Genomic DNA, 16,485 nt, shown 5'->3' on the forward strand with positions numbered 1-16,485 from the left:
TCATGCCGCTCATCCTTCCTCTGAGCCGTGCCCGACCCGGCGCTCATCCGTTCCACCCATAGGTCTAGAAGAAGGTTCTCACGAGGTCCACGACCTCCGGATCATCGGCCTCGACGTCGTCGACCACCGGGATCAGCGTCCACTTGTCGAAGGCCGTGCACGGGTGGGAGAGCCCGAGGCGGACGACGTCGCCGCAGTCCAGCGCGGACCCGGCCTCCACCGACAGGAAGGTGAGCTGGTCGTTGAGCGCCGTGACCCGCGCCCCGCGCAGCGCCTCGGCGGGCCGGCCGCGTACGGTCTGCGGCTCGGGGAGGCCCTCGTCGAACGGCAGGTCACGCTTGCCCGCGTCCAGCAGGGCCAGCCCGGGTTCGGGACGCGAGACCACGCGGGCCCAGCCGTGCATCGCGGGCCGCAGCGGACCCGGCCCGGCGCCGCGCGAGGACCCGGCACCGCTCGACAAACCGCCACCGCCCAAGGACCCGGCCCCGTTCGACGGCCCGGCACCGCCCGGCAAACCGGCGCCGCGCGAGAACGGGGAGATGGCGCGGTAGAAGCCGTCGTCGTGGACGATGTAGGCCCCCGAGCGCAGCACCAGCCGCCCGTCCAGCCCGCCGAGGACGTCCACGACTTGGTCGAAGTACGCGCTGCCGCCCGCGGTGACGACCGGTTCGTCCACCTCGTACGGCAGGTCCGCGTGCAGAGACGCCATGCGCTTGAGGAAGGCGTCCACCGCGCCGAGGCTGGACGGGGACGCGTCGTGGCCGAGCGCGCCCTCGTACCCGGCGATCCCGGCCAGCCGCAGCCGGTCGGAGGCGCGGATCGCCTCGGCGACGGCCCGCGCCTCGGCCTCGTCCCTGGCACCGGTACGGCCGCCGGGCGCGCCGAGCTCGACGCAGACGTCCACGGGCCGCGCGGCGCCGCGCAGGGCGGCGTCCATGATCTCGACCGTGCGCGGCGAGTCGGCCCAGCACACGAACGAGAACCCGGGGTCGGCGTCGAGCTGGGCGCCGATCCAGGCGAGCCCGGCGGGGTCGGTGAGCGCGCCCGCGAGCATGAGGCGGCTCACGCCGAAGGCGCGGGCGACGCGGAGCTGCGGCAGGTTGGCGAGCGTGAGCCCCCACGCCCCCGCGTCGAGCTGGCGTTTCCACAACGCGGGGGCCATCGTGCTCTTGCCGTGCGGGGCGAGCGACACGCCGGCCGCGGCCGTCCAGGACGCCATCGTGGCGAGGTTGTGCTCGATGGCCCGGCGTTCGAGGGTGAGCAGCGGCGTGCCGAAGCCGGTGAGCCGGGGACTCCCGGCGAGGTACTCGCCCACGGTGACCGGCGCGCCGGAGAACCCCGGCGGCAGGGCCTTGAAGTGCCAGTCGAACGGCTCGTCCCGCAGCGTGGCGACGGCGGCGTCGTCGATGAGCACTGCGGCCTCCCTCGGGGGACGGGCGGGGTTCGTGGCCCGCTCGGTGATCTGCGATATTTTCTACCCGGCATGCACGACGCGTGAAAAGCCGATCTTGGGGAGACTGTCATGAGTGACAAGACCGTGATCCGCACCGACGGCGCGCCGGCGCCCGCGTGGGTGTTCTCCCAGGGCGTCCGCAAGGGCCCGTTGCTGCAGGTCTCCGGCCAGGGCCCGCAGGACCCGGCGACCGGCGAGTGGGTGCACCCCGGCGACGTGAAGGCGCAGACGCGCAGGACGCTGGAGAACGTCAAGGCCATCCTGGAGGCGGGCGGCGCGAGCGTCGAGGACGTACTGATGTTCCGGGTGTACCTCACCAAGCGTGAGGACTTCCCGCTGATGAACGAGGTGTACGGCGCGTTCGTCGAGGAGAACTGCCCGAGCGGCGTCCTGCCGTGCCGCACGACGGTGTTCGTCGGGCTGCCCCACGAGTCGATGCTGGTGGAGATCGACGCCCTGGCCTCGGTGTAGTCAGAGCCCTCGCCGAAACGACAACCGCTCACGACCCCGCTTGCCGAACAGGCGGAGGCCCTTGAGGCGAAGGTCGAGCATCCACCCGGCTCGTTACCTGCGGCCGCGTGGTAGGGCGAGTCCGAGGTGCGCGTGATCTTCGGTCCCCGGGACGACCCCGAAATGACCGCGTCGCGTGCACGTCCCGGCGCGTCTACCTCAGTGTGGATCGGACGATCTTCGGTCTGCCCGCGCCGAGGAAGAAGATGCCCGGGTAGCCCTTGGTCTCGAATCCGGCGCTGCGGTTGCGGCGCAGCGCCGAGTCCTCGATGAGGAGGGTGCCGGTGCGGTCGTTGCTGACGAAGAAGACCGCCCCGCCGCCCTCCTTGGCGGAATTGTTCTGGATGACCGATCCGGCGACGCGCACGCTGAAGCGGTTGCCGTCGGTGTAGATCGCGCCGCCGCTGCCGCCGCCCGGGGTGCCGCCACGCGCCGGGTTGGCCCCGCGTCCGGTCGCCGTGTTGTACGTCATGACGCTGTTGAGGATCTCCCAGGACACGCCGATGCCGCTCACCGCGCCGCCGTTCGCACACGCGCCGCCCTGGCCCGCGGCCCCGCCGAATGTGCTGTTCACGACGTAGACGGGCCGGTCGCGGGACTGGTCGAGCACGCGGATGGCCGCGCCGCCGACGTCCGGGCCGGTGGGGTCGCAGCGGTTGCGAACGAACCGCGTGTTGACGACCTTGACGCGCCCGCCCCGGACGAAGATCGCGCCGCCGCCTCCGCCGTCGGCCCGTTGCCCCGTCGCGTTGCCGTCGGCGAAGGTCAGGTTCTGGACGGTGAGCTGGGGCGTCTCCTGGTCGTCGCAGTGCGAGGTGGTCCATCCCTGCGCTTGGTCGCAGGTGTTCATGTAGAGGATGCGGCGCTTGCCGGCGCCGCTGAGCGTCACCTTGCCGCCGCCGTCCAGGACGATCCTGGGCCGGGCGTTGCGGACCTTGGCGGTGGCCGTCATCGTGATCGTCACCGGGCGGGGACCGCAGGAGAAGGTGATGATCCCGCCCGCCGCCACGGCGTTCACCACGGCCTGTGACGTACAGCTCGCGGGTGTGCCGTTGCCGACGACCCGGTTCGGGCGTGAGGTGTCGACGGCCCGCGCCTCCAGCGGCACGACGGCGCGACCGTTCGGGTTCCCCGGGACGGGACCCGCCAGGGACCCCGACGCGGGGACGGTTGCCCCCAGGACGGACGTCGGGACGGACGCGGATGCCGACGTGGGGACGGACGACGCGGAGGCGGCGGCGTCCGGCAGGCCGGGCAGGCCTGTCATGGGCGCGGTGACCGCGGTGACGGAAGCGACAAGGACGACTGCCCACCTGACTCGCACACGGCCGATGCTACTGCGGCACATGTAGCCGGATTTCCGGAATCGCCGGACTCGTCGCGCGGCCCTCCCCCGACCTGGACGGACGAGCAGGATTGGACTCCTACTTCCCCGACGGCAAGGCGCAGTTGCTGCTCTCCGTGGCGCAACTCCAGGCCGAGCGGGTGCCCTAGATGAGGCTGAAGGATGCTCACCAGATGCTCGACGGGGCCCGCGAGACGCCCGAGCTCGTCGCGCGGGTCACCGGCCACCTCGGCTGCGACCGGCAGAATAGGCCGGGGACGCCACCGGCGTCGATGTCACGGTCATTCGCCATCCTGGCCTGGTCGGAGGGGTAGCATCGCGACCGCGCGGCCGCTTTCGGACCTCCCGGCGCGCGCGATTCGCCGTCCAGGCACGTGATGTTCATCCGAGGTGAGTAGGTTCCGGCGCGTGCGAGACGAGGCCCCGCTGCGGCGGACGACGACAGGCGCGGCACTGGCCATGACGTACATCTGGCTGGCCACCAGAGTGTTGCTCCTGCTCATGGTTCTCGACGTCGTGCCCCTGTTCCGCAGCGTGAGCTGGGACGTCGTCGGCGTGTACCACGGCTGGCACGAGACCATGCTGACGGGCAGCTTCCCGATCAAGGACGTCACCTGGCAGTACCCTCCGGCCGCCGCGCTGATCATCCTCGCCCCGTCGATGCTGCCGTTCAGCTATCTCGGCGGTTTCCTGGTGATCACGGTGGCGTTCGACGCGCTGACGATGGCGTCGCTGGTGCGCGCGCCCGCCGGGGGCGAGGGGCGCAGCCGGGCGGGGGCGTGGGTGTGGCTGCTCGGCGTGCCGCTGCTCGGGCCGGTCGTCTACGCGCGGTTCGACCTGCTGGTGGCGGCGCTGGCGGTGTCCGGCCTGTTGCAGCTGAACGCGTCCTCCTGGCGCGGGGGGCTGTCGCTCGGCGTCGCGGCCGGTTTGAAGCTGTGGCCCGCGCTGGCGTTGATCGGTGTCCCGCGCGGCGCCGCCACGCGCATGGCGCTCGCCGGGACGGTCGCGGGCGCGGCGGTCTCGACGCTGCTGACTCTGCTGGCGCTCGACGGCGGCATGGACTTCGTCACCGCGCAGCAGGACCGCGGCGTGGAGGTCGAGTCGGTGTGGGCGCTCGGTTTCCATGTGGCCCGCTGGTTCGGCTGGCCGGGCATGGTGAGCTACAACTACGGCTCGATGGAGCTGCTCGGCCCGTACGTCGACATGGTGAGCCGGGTCTCGCTCGGGGCCACGCTGCTGGGTCTGTGCTGGCTCCTCTACTGGCGCTACCGTGCCCGGACGTGGAGCGACGCCACGCCGTACGACGCCGCGTGCGCCGCCGTGCTCGTCTTCGTGGCCACCAGCCGGGTGATCAGCCCGCAGTACCTGGTGTGGCTGGTGGGCCTGGCCGCCGCCTGCCTGACCGTGCGCGCGTCCACGCAGCGTCCGGTGGCGGTGCTCGTGCTCGCGGCGACGGCCGTCACAATGGTGGAGTTCCCCGAGTTGTTCGAGGACGTGCAGCAGAGCACTGCGCTCGGGGTGACGGTGCTGCTCGTGCGCAACGGCCTGCTGGTGGCGGCGGCCGTCCTGTCCTGCGTCCGGCTGTGGCGGGCGACCGTCCCCCGGCCGGTGGCGGCGCGTCCGCTGGACCCCGGCCTCTCACCCGCCTGACCAGGAGGGCTCTGCCCTGGAACGCCGGTGGACCGGTCGAAATAACACCTCAATGCAATGTTAATCTTGACGTTCCTCCCTGGTCGCGGGGACTGAATAGCGTCGCTGGACGGCCCACGTGGGAGCCGACGACCTCAGGGAGAGCGACATCCGTGGGCGTGACCCAGATCGGACCGAACGCCGCGGGAACCTCCCTCGCGGCCGGTCTGCTCCGCACGGCCCGTCCAAGGCAGTGGTCCAAGAACCTGCTGGTCGCGGCGGCCCCCGTCGCCGCGGGAACCTACGACGCCGGGACGCTGCGCGGCACCGGCGCCGCCTTCCTGATCTTCTGTGTGGCGGCGTCGGCGGTGTACTTCCTCAACGATGTCGTCGACGTGCGCAAGGACCGCCTGCATCCGGTCAGGAGGCTGCGGCCGATCGCCGCGGGAACCGTTCCCGAACGGCTCGCACTCGTCTGCGCCGCGCTCCTGGCGCTCGCCGCCCTCGGCCTCGCCGCCGCCTGGCGCCCGGAGGCGGCCGGGGTGGTCGGCATATATCTGCTGGTCAACACCCTGTACTGCCTGAAGCTCAAGCACGTCGTGATCGTCGAGCTGGCCACCGTCGCGAGCGGGTTCCTGCTGCGGGCGGTGTTCGGCGGGGTGATGGCCGGCCTGCCGCTGTCGCAGTGGTTCCTGATCGTGGTGGGAGCGGCCGCGCTGTTCATGGTGGCGGGCAAGCGGTTCTCTGAGCTGGTGCTGCTCGGCCCGAAGGCCACCGCCACCCGGCCCGGGCTCGAACACTACTCGGCCGACTATCTGCGGTTCGTCTGGCAGGCGTCCGGGACGGTCGCCATGACGACCTACTGCCTGTGGGCGTTCGAGTTACCCGGCCGCCAGCTCACCGTCGTCCCCCTCGGCCTGGCCTTCCTGCGGTACGGCTGGCACGTGGACCGGGGTGAGGCGGGCGAGCCGGAGTCCGTCGTGCTCCGCGACCCGTGGCTGCTGGGGCTCGCCGCCGTGTGGATCGTCCTGTTCGTGGCCGGGACCGCCCGTGGCTGAGCCGACCACGCCCGACCGGGCCACGCCGGGACCGTCCTCGGCCGGTCGGACGACGCCGGAGCCGCCGACGGCCGCGCCGCGCACGCCGTACCTCATGGCGGGGCGGGCCGCCGCCGGGCACCTGCTGCTCCGGGGCCGCGCGCTGGCCGGCGCTGGCCGGCGCCCCTCAGCGCGTGCCCGGCACGTGACCGCGCTGGCGGCGCTCGTCCTGGCCGCGGCGTGGGCGTACGCGCTGCTCGGCCTGGTCAGGTACGACCTGTACCGGGCGACGAGCATGGACTTGACGCTCTTCGACCAGGTCGTGCGCGGATTCGCGTCGTTCAGCACCCCCATGAGCCCTTTGCGCGGCGTCATGATCGACAAGGGCATGGACTTCAACCAGCTCGGTGAGCACTTCTCCCCGATCCTCGCGCTGCTGGCCCCGCTGTACTGGATCCACGACGGACCCGAAACGCTGATCGTGGCGCAGGCGGCCCTGCTCGCGCTGGCGATACCGCCGCTGTGGCTGTTCACCCGGCGCACACTCGGCACCCACTCCGCGTACCTGGTGGTCATCGCCTACGCCGTCTCCTGGCCTGTGTCCCGCACCGTGGACTTCGACTTCCATGAGGTGGCCTTCGTCCCCCTCATCACCGCCGTCATGATCGAACGGTTCAGCGCGGGCAAGCACGGCCACGTCGTGACCGCCGTCGCGGCGTTACTGCTGGTCAAGGAGGACATGGGGCTCATGGTCGCCGGTTTCGGCGGCTACGCCCTGCTGCGGGGCCGGCGGTTCGACGGGATCGCCTACATCGTCTGCGGCCTGGGGTACACCGAGTACGCCCGCAACGTGATGATCCCGGCCATGGGCGGCGACTCGGGGAGCTTCTGGGCCTACGGCTGGCTCGGGCCGGATCTACCGCATGTGGCGGCCAAGATGGTCACCGACCCTCTCACCGTCCTCGGCGCCCTCGTCAGCCCGCAGGTCAAGCTGGACACGCTGATGTTCCTGCTGTGGCCCTGCCTGCTGGCCTGCCTGTTCTCGCCGCTGACGCTGATGGCACTGCCGCACATCCTGGAACGCATGCTGTCGGACCACCCAATGTGGTGGTGGACTAACTTCCACTACAACACGTTCACCGTGATCGTGCTGATGTGCGCCGGTGTCGAGGGAGCGGCACGGATCGCCTGGTGGCTGCACCGGCGACATCCCACCTTCCCCGAGCGCCACGGCGCGCTGATGTGGTCCGTGGGCGTCTTCGTGGTCGCGATCACGTTGATACCTCGCTTCCCGTTCGACCAGCTCATCCGGCCGGAGTTCTACGAGAGGCACCCGGACGTGGTGGCGGCCGACGAGGCGGTCGAGGTCGTGCCGTCAGGGGCCGTGGTGGAAGCCGTGAATCACGTCGGGCCCCATCTGTCCGCCCGTACGACCACGCTGCTCTGGGAGGACAGGCCGCCTTTGGCGCCCTGGATCGTCGCGGACACCGCGCGGCCCTCGTTCCCGTTCGGGTCGGCCGACCGGCAGCGGGACCGGGTGAACGAGCTGAAGCTGCTCGGCTACCAGGTCGTCTTCGATCGCGAGGGTTACGTGGTGCTGCACCGCCCGGGGGCCGCGCCTCCCTCCTGAGGCGCGGCGTCACGCCTTCCGGGTGGCGACCAGAGTGAAGGTGAGCAGTGCGAGTTTCGACGACGCCTGTCCAATCGGCTGACGGCTGCCGACGCTCAGGGGCGGCGCTGGTCACCCGGCCGGCGTAATGACCGGCCATGGTGTGGAGCGACGCAGATCACGTCACGAATACCTGGGCGCACATCATCGGCGCCTCGTCGGCGACCTGATAATCGGATACCGTCGGGGCTGTGCCCGGGAGTGCCCCGGTGCCCTGATTGAACCGGAACCCTGCCCCTACCAACAGGCTTGCATCACTCAAACGCACATTTGGCAGGCATGGGACGGGCCCGGACAGGCTTCGCCACGTCTGACCCGTGCCCGCGGTGATGGTCTTGATGGCCAGCCAGTAGAGCCCGGGATCGAGTGGCAGATAGATCGCCCCGGCGCCGGATGCGGGACTTTGCTGCAGCCCGGTCGCCAAGGGGACGGTGAACACGCCACCAGAGGTGGCCTCCTGGATCAAGGTCTGCGGCTGCCCGGTCCACCCGACGTCGTCATAGAGGCCCCATCGGAGCGTGGGCGACACCGAGCCGGCCGCCGACACACTGATCGCGAGGCGGACGATCACATCGCGAGCGCCGGTGATCATGAGCGGCATGAACCACAGGTCCCCGATCGTCGGCGTATAAGCCGGACCCTCAGCGCGGGCCTCAGCGGTGTACCAGCCACCCTGGATCCTTGGCCGCGCCAGCCCGCCGATCCGCGGCGATGGAACGTTGAAGCTCGCCGTCGCGCCGAGACCCGACGTCGACTGGAGCCGGCTGATCGCCGCCAGGACCGCGTCGGCGCATTTCGCGGCACCCCGTTCGTTCGGGTGCAGGCCGTCGACAAAGAGCGTCGGATCTTTGTTCAGCGCGGCATCGAGGTCGGCGACCTGCACCATCCCGTCGAATTCGGCGGCCAACGCCTTGATCGCGTCATTCGTCGCGACGACGTCGGCGTCTTTGGCGGCCTCGCTCCCCGACCAGCCGCCGTAGAAGCCGTACCCGGCGGTGGCGAGCCGCGGAATGTCGCAAACGATCACTGGGGGCGCGGCCTTGGCTTCGATCCACCACGCGTCAAAGGCGACGGTTCCGCCGGCGCCGAGGCTCGTTACGGTGCCGGTGATCGTCTGCCCCGCATTCGCCGACGTCAGATTCGTGATCCGGTGGACCACCTTGGTCCGCGAAAGCAAGCCCGTCGGCATGATATTCGAGGTGCTCACGGTACCCGTCACCCCGGCCGAGCCGGTCAGTGTGACAGTTCCCCCGGCGCCGTTCTGGCCGTCAAGACAGATCGCCACCGGGCTGCCGTCGTAGTCGGCGGGCAATGTGATCGTGAACGTCGCGTTGCCGGTCGACGTGGCGTTACGCGTCGAGGAGCCGAACGACCATTCCGCGGTATTGCCGACAAGGGCGAATCCGGCGCCGTAGACGATCGAGGTATCGGTGTTGTCGAAAACTCTCGCGGCCCGCCACAGCGAGATGGCCGCCCGCATGGCGTGGATGAACGCTCCCCGCGTCTGCGTCATGCCGAGTGGCCCGGTCGTGCCGAGATCGTTGATCCCGTAGCACATGAGCAGGCCACCACCATCACCGACGTACGGCGCGCCCCCAAAAGTGCGTTTGCCCGCCTCCTGGAAGATCCTCGCGAAGCCACCCTGGCGGCGGCCCTGGAGCACCAACTGAGCACCCCATACGCCCCGGCCGCGCCACCCCGTGTGGTCGATCCCCAGGGCCAAACGGACCAGAGAGTCAATGCGGCCCGTTTGATTCGCCGAACCCCCGGCACGCGAGCAATAGGAGTGTGAAAAGACCGTCCACATGCCCGTCGTCTGAGAGGTCTGTGTCGGAGCTTGTAGGGATGTAAGCGGCTTTTCCGCTATTGCTGCGGCGGGGATGAACGCCCCGGTGCCGAGCCCTGCGAAAAGTTGCATCGCATTGCGACGCTCGAGTTCCATGTCGTCCTCGTCGGGGGTGCGTGCGGGCTTGTTGCCGATGTGCGCAGCCGGGCAGGCGGTTGACCACTGGCGCCTTGGGCGTCATCCAGGACCTTCACGGGGAGCGAGACGGGGTTGCCGCTCGCCTTGCTGCGCAGCCTTGGCCACCAGGGAGAACGATCAATGAATCAGGTCTACCAGGACGCGTAATCCTGTGTGGCGAACATGTTCGCGCCATGTGGTCATGGACCTTGCCGGTGCTCGATCGTGCGGAATTCGAACCCGGCCTCCAGACCGGCTCGCCCGCCGCCTCCCCGACCAGGGGATTGCTGTACCCCGGCAAGATCAGCCACACGTAAGGCCGGCGAAACGAAAGTGACGGCGACTGCATATTCGACAGCGGGAGTCATCATCGGGGAGTTCCGCGAACGTTCCGTGCGCGCTTGTCGAATGCTCATCCCGCGTCGATACGGTTGCCCACCGCAGCTAAGATCAGCCAACTCTCAGGGCGGGCGGTATTGGTGGACCGGGTTACAGGGACGCATGAATCGGCCCCCGCCGTGGGCGGGCCGACGCGCCAGGCGCAGCGCCTCCCCTCCCTAACTGGCTTGCGGTGGTTTGCGGCATTCGCGGTGTTCGGCTTCCACCTCTACCACTCCCCTGTGCGAATGATCGACCCGAGCGTCGAAACCGTGCTCCGGGTTCTGTTCGGGCCGGGATCGGTGGGTGTGCCGTTCTTCTTCATCCTCTCGGGATTCGTCCTCACCTGGTCCGCGCGTCCCGGTGACAGGGTGGTGGCGTTCTGGCGGCGGCGGGCGGCCCGCGTGGTGCCCAACCACGTCGTCACGTGGCTCGCCGTGCTCGCCGTACTCGCCGCCGCCGGGCGTGTCCCCGCACCGGGCCCCACGCTGACCGGGCTGGTCCTGCTCCAAGCCTGGATTCCCGTGGAGGCGTACTACTACGCGGTCAACGTCCCCGCGTGGTCGCTCTCGTGCGAGATGGCGTTCTACGCGCTGTTCCCGGTGTTGCTGCCGCTGCTCCGGCGCGTGCCGGGGCAGCGGCTGTGGATGGTCGCCGCGATACTGCTGGCGGGAATCTGGGTGGTCCCGTTCTTCTCACTGCCGATGTCGGCCGAGCTCGCCGAATGGTGGGTGTGGGTCTTCCCGATCACCCGGGTCCTGGAGTTCGCGCTCGGCGTGACCATCGCGCTGATGATCAAGGATGGCCGGTGGCGGGGCCCCGGCCTGGCGGTCTCGGCGGCGTTGACGCTGGCCGCGTACCTGACCCAGCCGTTCGTCTGGGAGGCATGGCAGCGGGTCGCCTGGATGGCGGCGCCCCTGGCGCTCCTGGTGGCCGCCGTCGCCACGTCTGACCTCGCGGGGCGGCGGTCCTGGCTGCAGTCCCCCGTAATGATCTGGCTGGGGGAGATCTCGTTCGCGTTCTACCTGGTCCACCAACCGGTGATCAGGTTCGGCGCCCGCGTGCTCACGGGAGATCGTCCATCGCCCCTCGCGCTGCTCGCCGCCGGCGTGGGCATGCTCGCCCTGGCGGTCCTGCTGTCGTGGCTGCTCTACCGGCTCATCGAGCACCCCTTGGAACGACGGCTGGGGAGGCCAAGAAGAACCTCCCCAGCAGTCAGCGGGTCGCGACCAGGGTGAAGGTGAGCAGCTCGAGGTCCTCTGCGTCGCGGTATGCTCGGCTGAGCCCCGGGCGCACCCACTCGATGTAGTCCGGCCGGGCGACCAGCACGGGCACGAGCCTGGCGTTCCACCCGGTCGCGGTCGCCGCGGCGAGGAAGTCCCCCGCCCGCAGCCGGTTGGGGATGCCGGGAAAGCTCATCACCCGGTACAGCCAGCCCGGGTAGCGCAGCATGTTGAGCGGGTCACGCTGCCTGATGCCCCGCATGTGCACCATGCCGTCGATGTGGTGGCACATGACACCGCCCGGGACGACCAACTCGGCCAGGCGCGCGAACGTCGCCGTGACGTCGTCGAAGTGTTCGAGTGCCGCGTTGCTCACCACCAGGTCGAAGGGACCGGAGACGTCGGGCATCGCGGGAAAGCTGGTGACGTGGTAGCCGATCCGGTCTTTCTCCACCTCATGGCCGAGACGGCGGCCCAACTCTTCGTAGAAGGCCGGGTTGGTGCCGGTCGCCAGCGGGAACCGGTCCGCCGCGGCATAGGACGCGGCGCCCCTGGAGAGGAGCACCGCGCCCGTGCCGAGGTCGGGGCCGGGCCCGAGCTCCAGGATCCTGCGGCCGTCGACGTCCAGATCGCCGTCTTTCAGCCATTGGTCGACCACGCCGAGGACGTAGTCGACGCTGCGGCCGACCTCGTCCGTCGTGAAGGGGCGTGGCGTGCGGTACCCGCGCAGCCGGTGCCGCACCGCGTTCGCCATGCCCATCGCGAGCCCGGCCGTCCACCATGCCATGCCGGACTGGCCGGTGGCTTCGCGGGTGACCGCGCCGGGCCCGCCTTCAGGAGTGGCTGTGGTCATGAGGTTTACCCGTATTCCTTCCGAAGGTCACGGGGCGACGGGGCGGCTTCGGCCCCACGCCTCCGCGACGGTCGCGGGATCGGTGACAGTGGCCTGGCCGCGGGCCGTGTTCAGCGCGGCCATGAAGTCGTCGATGCAGTAGGCCTCAGCGGAACCGGTCCAGTGGGTGCGCCAGTCGGAGCCGGTGCAGTCCCACGACTCGCCCTGCCCCTGGTTCACGATTCGCTTGCCGCGCATGAACCTGTACGCCTGCAGCGACCGCCATGTGTTCGGGTAGCCCTTGAGGAACTCACCCAGCCGATCCGGAGCGATGTAGGTGTAGTTGTTGCCATCGGTCGGGCTCGGCACCCACTTGGCGCACAGCTTCGAGGTGTCGTTGCACCTGCCCCCCGGGATGCTCCAGGTGTTCTGGAACCACGGCGTCGCCACGCCGCCCGAGGTGCCCGGAGGATTGTTGGAACCGGTGCCGTACTTGCGGCCGAAGGCGAAACAGGTGGATACGACGTCCTGCTGGATCTGCGTGGTCAGCTTGTCGTTGGGGTAGACGAACAGCCCCCATGCCCGATTGTGACCGTGGTTCTCCAGCGCCGTCAGGGAGCCGCACGATTCGTCGCGCTGCTCCTGCGGGGTCAGGGTCGTCATGTTGCGGTAGGCGGCGCCGTGGCTGATGAAGGTCCAGCCGTACTGGTCGCGCAGCGCGGCGATGTCGGCCCAGTTCGCGTAGTCGGTCATCTCCAGACACTGCCGGCCCTGGTCCAGCGCGCGGTTGATCACCACCGTCCCGGTGGCCGTGAATCCTCTGTCCTTGAACAGGCGGGCGGCCTCCTCCAGCGGCACGGCCGCGCGCAGCGGACGGCAGGCCCCGTCCGTCGCGACCCGCTGAGTCCGTGACATGAGCAGGGTGACGAACCTGTCCTTCTTACCAGGGTCGTGGTCGAAGCTCTGCCAGCGCGTGAGCTCCTTGTTCGCCGTGTCCACGATCTTCGCGGCGAGGACGTATCGGCCGGCGGCGGGCGCGTGCCAGGTGTACGACCAGTCCTCGCCGACCAGCGTCGCGGGGAACCACACCACGCTGTTGCCCCAGGTCCCGTTCGCCTGCGACCACTTGCCGGTGTCCAGGTTCTGGACGCCGATGACGACCTTGGCGACCGCGACATCGTCTGTCGCCGTACCGCGCATCTGAATGTCGGCCGAGGTATAGCCCTGGCCTCCGATCGGGCTGGTCACCGTCCCCGCAGGCGGCGCGTTGTCGGGGCCGGGCGGGACGACGGAGAAGGGTACCCAGGGATGGGCGGTGTCGACGAGACCCGTCACGTCGAGTGACATCACCGCCAGGCCGTAGTCTCCCGTGGTGGGCGGCATCCAGGTGAAGGTCCAGCCGGTCTCCGTGAACGACAGCTGCCCTGACGCCGACGCCTGCCAAGGCTTGCTGTTCGGCGGCCCGGTGAGCGGGACCGTCCGGTCCTGGTAGTCGCCCCAGGTGCCGTCATTGTGCCACCACAGCTTGCTGCCCCTATCCAGGATCGCCATGCGGACGGAGGCGACGCCGCGGTTGTCACTGGCCGTGCCGGTCCAGGTGATCGGGTGCCCGGCCGGGTATGTGGCCTGCCCTGCGGCGGCCGTGACGGCGGGAGGGGCCGCGTCCGTCTTCAGCAACACCCCCGACGAGGGAGTGGTGACGCCCTGAGCGTTCCGGATCCTGACGCCGAGCCAGAAGTCCCCTTCGATCGGGGGTGTCCAATCATAGGACCAGGTCACCCTGGTGGCGCCCGGCGAGTCGATCGTCACGGGAAGCGCCTCGAACGCCCCCCACGTGCCATCCGCGTGCCAGAAGTTCCCGCTGGCCGCATCGAAGATCGTCATGCCGGCCCAGATCACCCCGCCGGACGCCTGGCCCACCCCGCGCATCGTCACCTTGGTACCCACCCGCGCGATCGTGCCGGCGGCGGGCTCCGCGACGAGCCCGGCCGACTCGGCCGCAGCCGCGGGAAGGTCCACGACGGTGAACCGTCGATACGGATACGTGGTGTCGACGGAGCCGTCGGCCGCGACCGCCTTGGCCTGGATCAGGTAGTCACCGGGCTCGGGGTTCTGCCAAATGAAGCTCCAGGAGTCGCCGTCGAGGGGCGCCTCCTGGCCTTGGTAGTCACCCCAGGTGCCGTCCGTGTGCCACCAGACGTTGCCGACGCGGTCGGAGATGGCGACCACCATCTTGACGGCACCGCTCAGGGTGCCGCGGAAGGTGATGGGCGCCCGGGTGTAGAGGACGCCGTCGGCTGACGGCTCTCTGATCACGCCGGACGGGGCCGCGGAAGCGGGCCCGGCGGACACGGCAACCAGCGCGGCGGCGAGCACCGCCAGGGCGGCCAGGCCGGTGAGGAGTCTTCTCAACTTCATCGTGCTCGTACTTGTCTCACTCGCCACCGGGACGGCTCAGGCGGACCAGACGGCGGACCCCGCCAACGATCCCCGGCGCGAACACGATGGCGATCAGGAGTAGCGCCAGCCCGAACAGGCCCCATGGCGCGCCGGCCGAGGACGCGACCGTGTTGACCTCGCGCGCGGCGTTCGCGGCCAGCGCCGGATCGATCATCCCGTTGCCCGTGGCCCCTGGTGTGCCCGGAACCTGCGGGGCGTTGGGATCGGTCGACTGCGGGAGGCCATTGGTCGCGGGGGCGTTGGGGTCGCCTGTGGCGGTGGTGCCGTTCGCACCGGGCTCGGCCGGGCCGTTCGTGCCGGGCGCGGTCGGGCCCGCCGTGTTCTGGCCGGGCTGCGGCGCGCCGGTGCTCGCTCCGGGAGTGGGCGTCTTACCGCCGGTGCCGTTTCCTGTGGGGGTGCCGTTCGGCGACTTGGTGCCGTTCTGGTTGTTCTGGTTCTTATTCTGCTCGTTGTTCTGCTTATTGGCGTTGTTGTTCTTCTGGTCCTTGTTCTGGTTGTTCTGATTCTTGTTCTGCTCGTTGTTCTGCTTATTGTCGTTCTTGTTCTGGTTGTTGTTGTCGTTCTTGTTCTGATTGTTGTTCTGATTGTTGTTCTGGTTGTTGTTGTTCTGGTTGTTCTGGTTGTTGTTGTTGTTCTGGTTGTTGTTCTGCTGCGGCGGGGGGTCGTTCTTGGTCTCCTGGCCTTCCTGGTCGCAAGAGGTGCCGTCCGGAAGCTTCAGGCTCTTGTAGTACACGCCCCACTTGGTATCGGCCAGGCTGTCACTCGGAATAGCGGGGTGACCAGGGACCTGGCCCAACACCGCGAAACCCTGCTTGATCAGGTTCGCGGGGAGTTGTGAATAGCCGATCTGGTCGACGTTCTTCTGGCCGTCGGTGATGGAGTACAGCACGAACTTGGCGAGCGTCTCACCCTTACCGGGGTCCAGGCCCTCCGTCGGGACGATGATGTAGTTGTAGCTGGAGATCGGGTACGCGCTGGGGGACGGATGGGTGTGCACGTTGTCCAGGTTGTACGTGCCGTCCGGGTTGCGACTGGCGCCCGTGAGGGCGATCGCCTGGTTGCACGCCGTGGGCAGCGTGTAGTTGCCGGCTACGTTCTTGATCGTCGCCACCGGAACGTCGAGCTGCAGGGCGTAAGCGTATTCGGCGTAGCCGATCAGGCCCCAGTTTCCGCTGCCCTGCTGGATCTTGATGGCCAAGGTGTCGGAGCCGTCCGCCTTATCGGTGTCCGCCCGGTCCGGCCACTCGTCCGTCGGGCCGCAGATCTTGTCGACACACTTGGACGAGGGATTCTGAATGCACGCGGAGTTGCGATTGTCCCCCTTCATGTATGCACCCACGCGGGCCGGGTCGAGTTGGTACAGGTAGTCCGTGAAGACAGCGGTCGTCCCGGAACCCCCGGCGCGCACCACGGGTCGCACCCGAATGTGGGGGAGCGAGTTGGCGATGGTCGGATTGTCCGCCTTGACGGCCGGGTCGTCCCAGTACATCTCTGGATTGTTGGCCGGGTCGACGCAGCTGAACATGTTCTGCGTGAACAGCTTGACGAGCAGCGGGCCGGAGAGCTGGAGGTTCTTGATCGGGCGGCCCGCGTTGTCCTTGATGTTCACCATGATCGCCGTACCACCGGCGACCAGCGGCATGTAAGTGAATGGGAAGGACGGCGGCGTGTCGTTGGGCCCCAAGCCGTTGGGGAACTGGTAGGACACGTCGCTGGACGCGAAGTCGACCAGCCGAGCGGCGAAGTCCCTCCGGCCCTGGGTCGAGCCCTTGGACTGGAAGTTGACGCTCAGGCCCTGCAAGCGTGCCACGTCGGACATCCACTGCTGGATCGCGACGAACGCGAAGCTGGAGCCGGACCCGTTGACGGGTGAGGCGGCCCACGCGGGAACCGTGATGACCTGTATCAGTAACGCCACCAGCGGCAACAGAGCCAGGCGGGCGGCTCGACGCCGGATTGTCATTCCTCTACTCCTACGATCGCAAG

Annotated in this window: 12 protein-coding genes; 6 read left to right on the plus strand and 6 right to left on the minus strand. The window is 69.2% G+C overall.

What is annotated here, in order from left to right; translation table 11 throughout:
- Positions 1 to 64: 64 nt before the first annotated feature.
- Positions 65 to 1,414 (minus strand): alanine racemase, encoded by a 1,350-nt coding sequence (locus tag AB0M95_RS28790; RefSeq protein WP_363770989.1) that lies wholly within the window; start codon positions 1,412 to 1,414, stop codon positions 65 to 67.
- A 108-nt stretch (positions 1,415 to 1,522) separates the two neighbouring features.
- Between AB0M95_RS28790 and AB0M95_RS28795 the strand changes: the two genes are divergently transcribed.
- Entirely contained in the window at positions 1,523 to 1,924 is a 402-nt protein-coding gene (locus AB0M95_RS28795; RefSeq protein ID WP_363770992.1) for a RidA family protein, read from the plus strand.
- Positions 1,925 to 2,117: 193 nt separating this feature from the next.
- Here AB0M95_RS28795 and AB0M95_RS28800 read toward each other — a convergent pair whose 3' ends face one another.
- The gene (locus tag AB0M95_RS28800; RefSeq protein ID WP_363770995.1) at positions 2,118 to 3,287 is read right to left on the minus strand and encodes a hypothetical protein; all 1,170 of its coding nucleotides are present in this window, start codon (positions 3,285 to 3,287) and stop codon (positions 2,118 to 2,120) included.
- Positions 3,288 to 3,457: 170 nt separating this feature from the next.
- Between AB0M95_RS28800 and AB0M95_RS28805 the strand changes: the two genes are divergently transcribed.
- From AB0M95_RS28805 to AB0M95_RS28820, 4 genes are all read left to right on the plus strand, one after another.
- Complete coding sequence (locus tag AB0M95_RS28805; protein WP_363770997.1) at positions 3,458 to 3,622, plus strand: hypothetical protein; 165 nt, start codon at positions 3,458 to 3,460, stop codon at positions 3,620 to 3,622.
- 94 nt (positions 3,623 to 3,716) lie between these two features.
- On the plus strand, positions 3,717 to 4,958 hold the full coding sequence (locus AB0M95_RS28810) for a glycosyltransferase family 87 protein (RefSeq protein ID WP_363770999.1): 1,242 nt from the start codon (positions 3,717 to 3,719) through the stop codon (positions 4,956 to 4,958).
- 152 nt (positions 4,959 to 5,110) lie between these two features.
- A complete protein-coding gene (locus AB0M95_RS28815; RefSeq protein ID WP_363771001.1) occupies positions 5,111 to 5,995 on the plus strand; it encodes a decaprenyl-phosphate phosphoribosyltransferase in 885 nt (294 codons plus the stop codon).
- Positions 5,988 to 7,604 carry a DUF2079 domain-containing protein gene (locus tag AB0M95_RS28820; RefSeq protein WP_363771002.1) on the plus strand — a complete coding sequence of 539 codons (1,617 nt, stop codon included), beginning with the start codon at positions 5,988 to 5,990 and terminating at the stop codon, positions 7,602 to 7,604. Before AB0M95_RS28815 ends, AB0M95_RS28820 begins: the two co-directional genes overlap by 8 nt.
- Positions 7,605 to 7,761: 157 nt before the next feature.
- Here the strand turns inward: AB0M95_RS28820 and AB0M95_RS28825 are convergent, their stop codons facing one another.
- Positions 7,762 to 9,585 carry a hypothetical protein gene (locus AB0M95_RS28825; protein WP_363771005.1) on the minus strand — a complete coding sequence of 608 codons (1,824 nt, stop codon included), beginning with the start codon at positions 9,583 to 9,585 and terminating at the stop codon, positions 7,762 to 7,764.
- Positions 9,586 to 10,124: 539 nt separating this feature from the next.
- Between AB0M95_RS28825 and AB0M95_RS28830 the strand changes: the two genes are divergently transcribed.
- Entirely contained in the window at positions 10,125 to 11,222 is a 1,098-nt protein-coding gene (locus AB0M95_RS28830) for an acyltransferase (RefSeq protein ID WP_363771008.1), read from the plus strand.
- Here the strand turns inward: AB0M95_RS28830 and AB0M95_RS28835 are convergent.
- From AB0M95_RS28835 to AB0M95_RS28845, 3 genes are read right to left on the minus strand one after another with little or no spacing between them, the layout of a single operon-like run.
- A complete protein-coding gene (locus tag AB0M95_RS28835) occupies positions 11,200 to 12,060 on the minus strand; it encodes a methyltransferase domain-containing protein (RefSeq protein ID WP_363771010.1) in 861 nt (286 codons plus the stop codon). The two genes, AB0M95_RS28830 and AB0M95_RS28835, sit on opposite strands and share 23 nt — an antisense overlap.
- A 27-nt stretch (positions 12,061 to 12,087) precedes the next feature.
- Positions 12,088 to 14,457, minus strand: a complete 2,370-nt coding sequence (locus tag AB0M95_RS28840) for a hypothetical protein (protein ID WP_363771013.1) — start codon at positions 14,455 to 14,457, stop codon at positions 12,088 to 12,090.
- 16 nt (positions 14,458 to 14,473) lie between these two features.
- On the minus strand, positions 14,474 to 16,462 hold the full coding sequence (locus AB0M95_RS28845) for a substrate-binding domain-containing protein (protein WP_363771015.1): 1,989 nt from the start codon (positions 16,460 to 16,462) through the stop codon (positions 14,474 to 14,476).
- Positions 16,463 to 16,485: the final 23 nt, after the last annotated feature.

This window comes from Sphaerisporangium sp. NPDC051017, assembly GCF_040683095.1.
Lineage (GTDB): Bacteria > Actinomycetota > Actinomycetes > Streptosporangiales > Streptosporangiaceae > Sphaerisporangium.

Coding starts and splice junctions, on each gene's coding strand:
- AB0M95_RS28825 (WP_363771005.1), bottom strand. CDS start 9,585: ATGGAACTCGAGCGTCGCAATGCGATGCAACTTTTCGCAGGGCTCGGC.
- AB0M95_RS28805 (WP_363770997.1), top strand. CDS start 3,458: ATGAGGCTGAAGGATGCTCACCAGATGCTCGACGGGGCCCGCGAGACG.
- AB0M95_RS28795 (WP_363770992.1), top strand. CDS start 1,523: ATGAGTGACAAGACCGTGATCCGCACCGACGGCGCGCCGGCGCCCGCG.
- AB0M95_RS28840 (WP_363771013.1), bottom strand. CDS start 14,457: ATGAAGTTGAGAAGACTCCTCACCGGCCTGGCCGCCCTGGCGGTGCTC.
- AB0M95_RS28835 (WP_363771010.1), bottom strand. CDS start 12,060: ATGACCACAGCCACTCCTGAAGGCGGGCCCGGCGCGGTCACCCGCGAA.
- AB0M95_RS28845 (WP_363771015.1), bottom strand. CDS start 16,462: ATGACAATCCGGCGTCGAGCCGCCCGCCTGGCTCTGTTGCCGCTGGTG.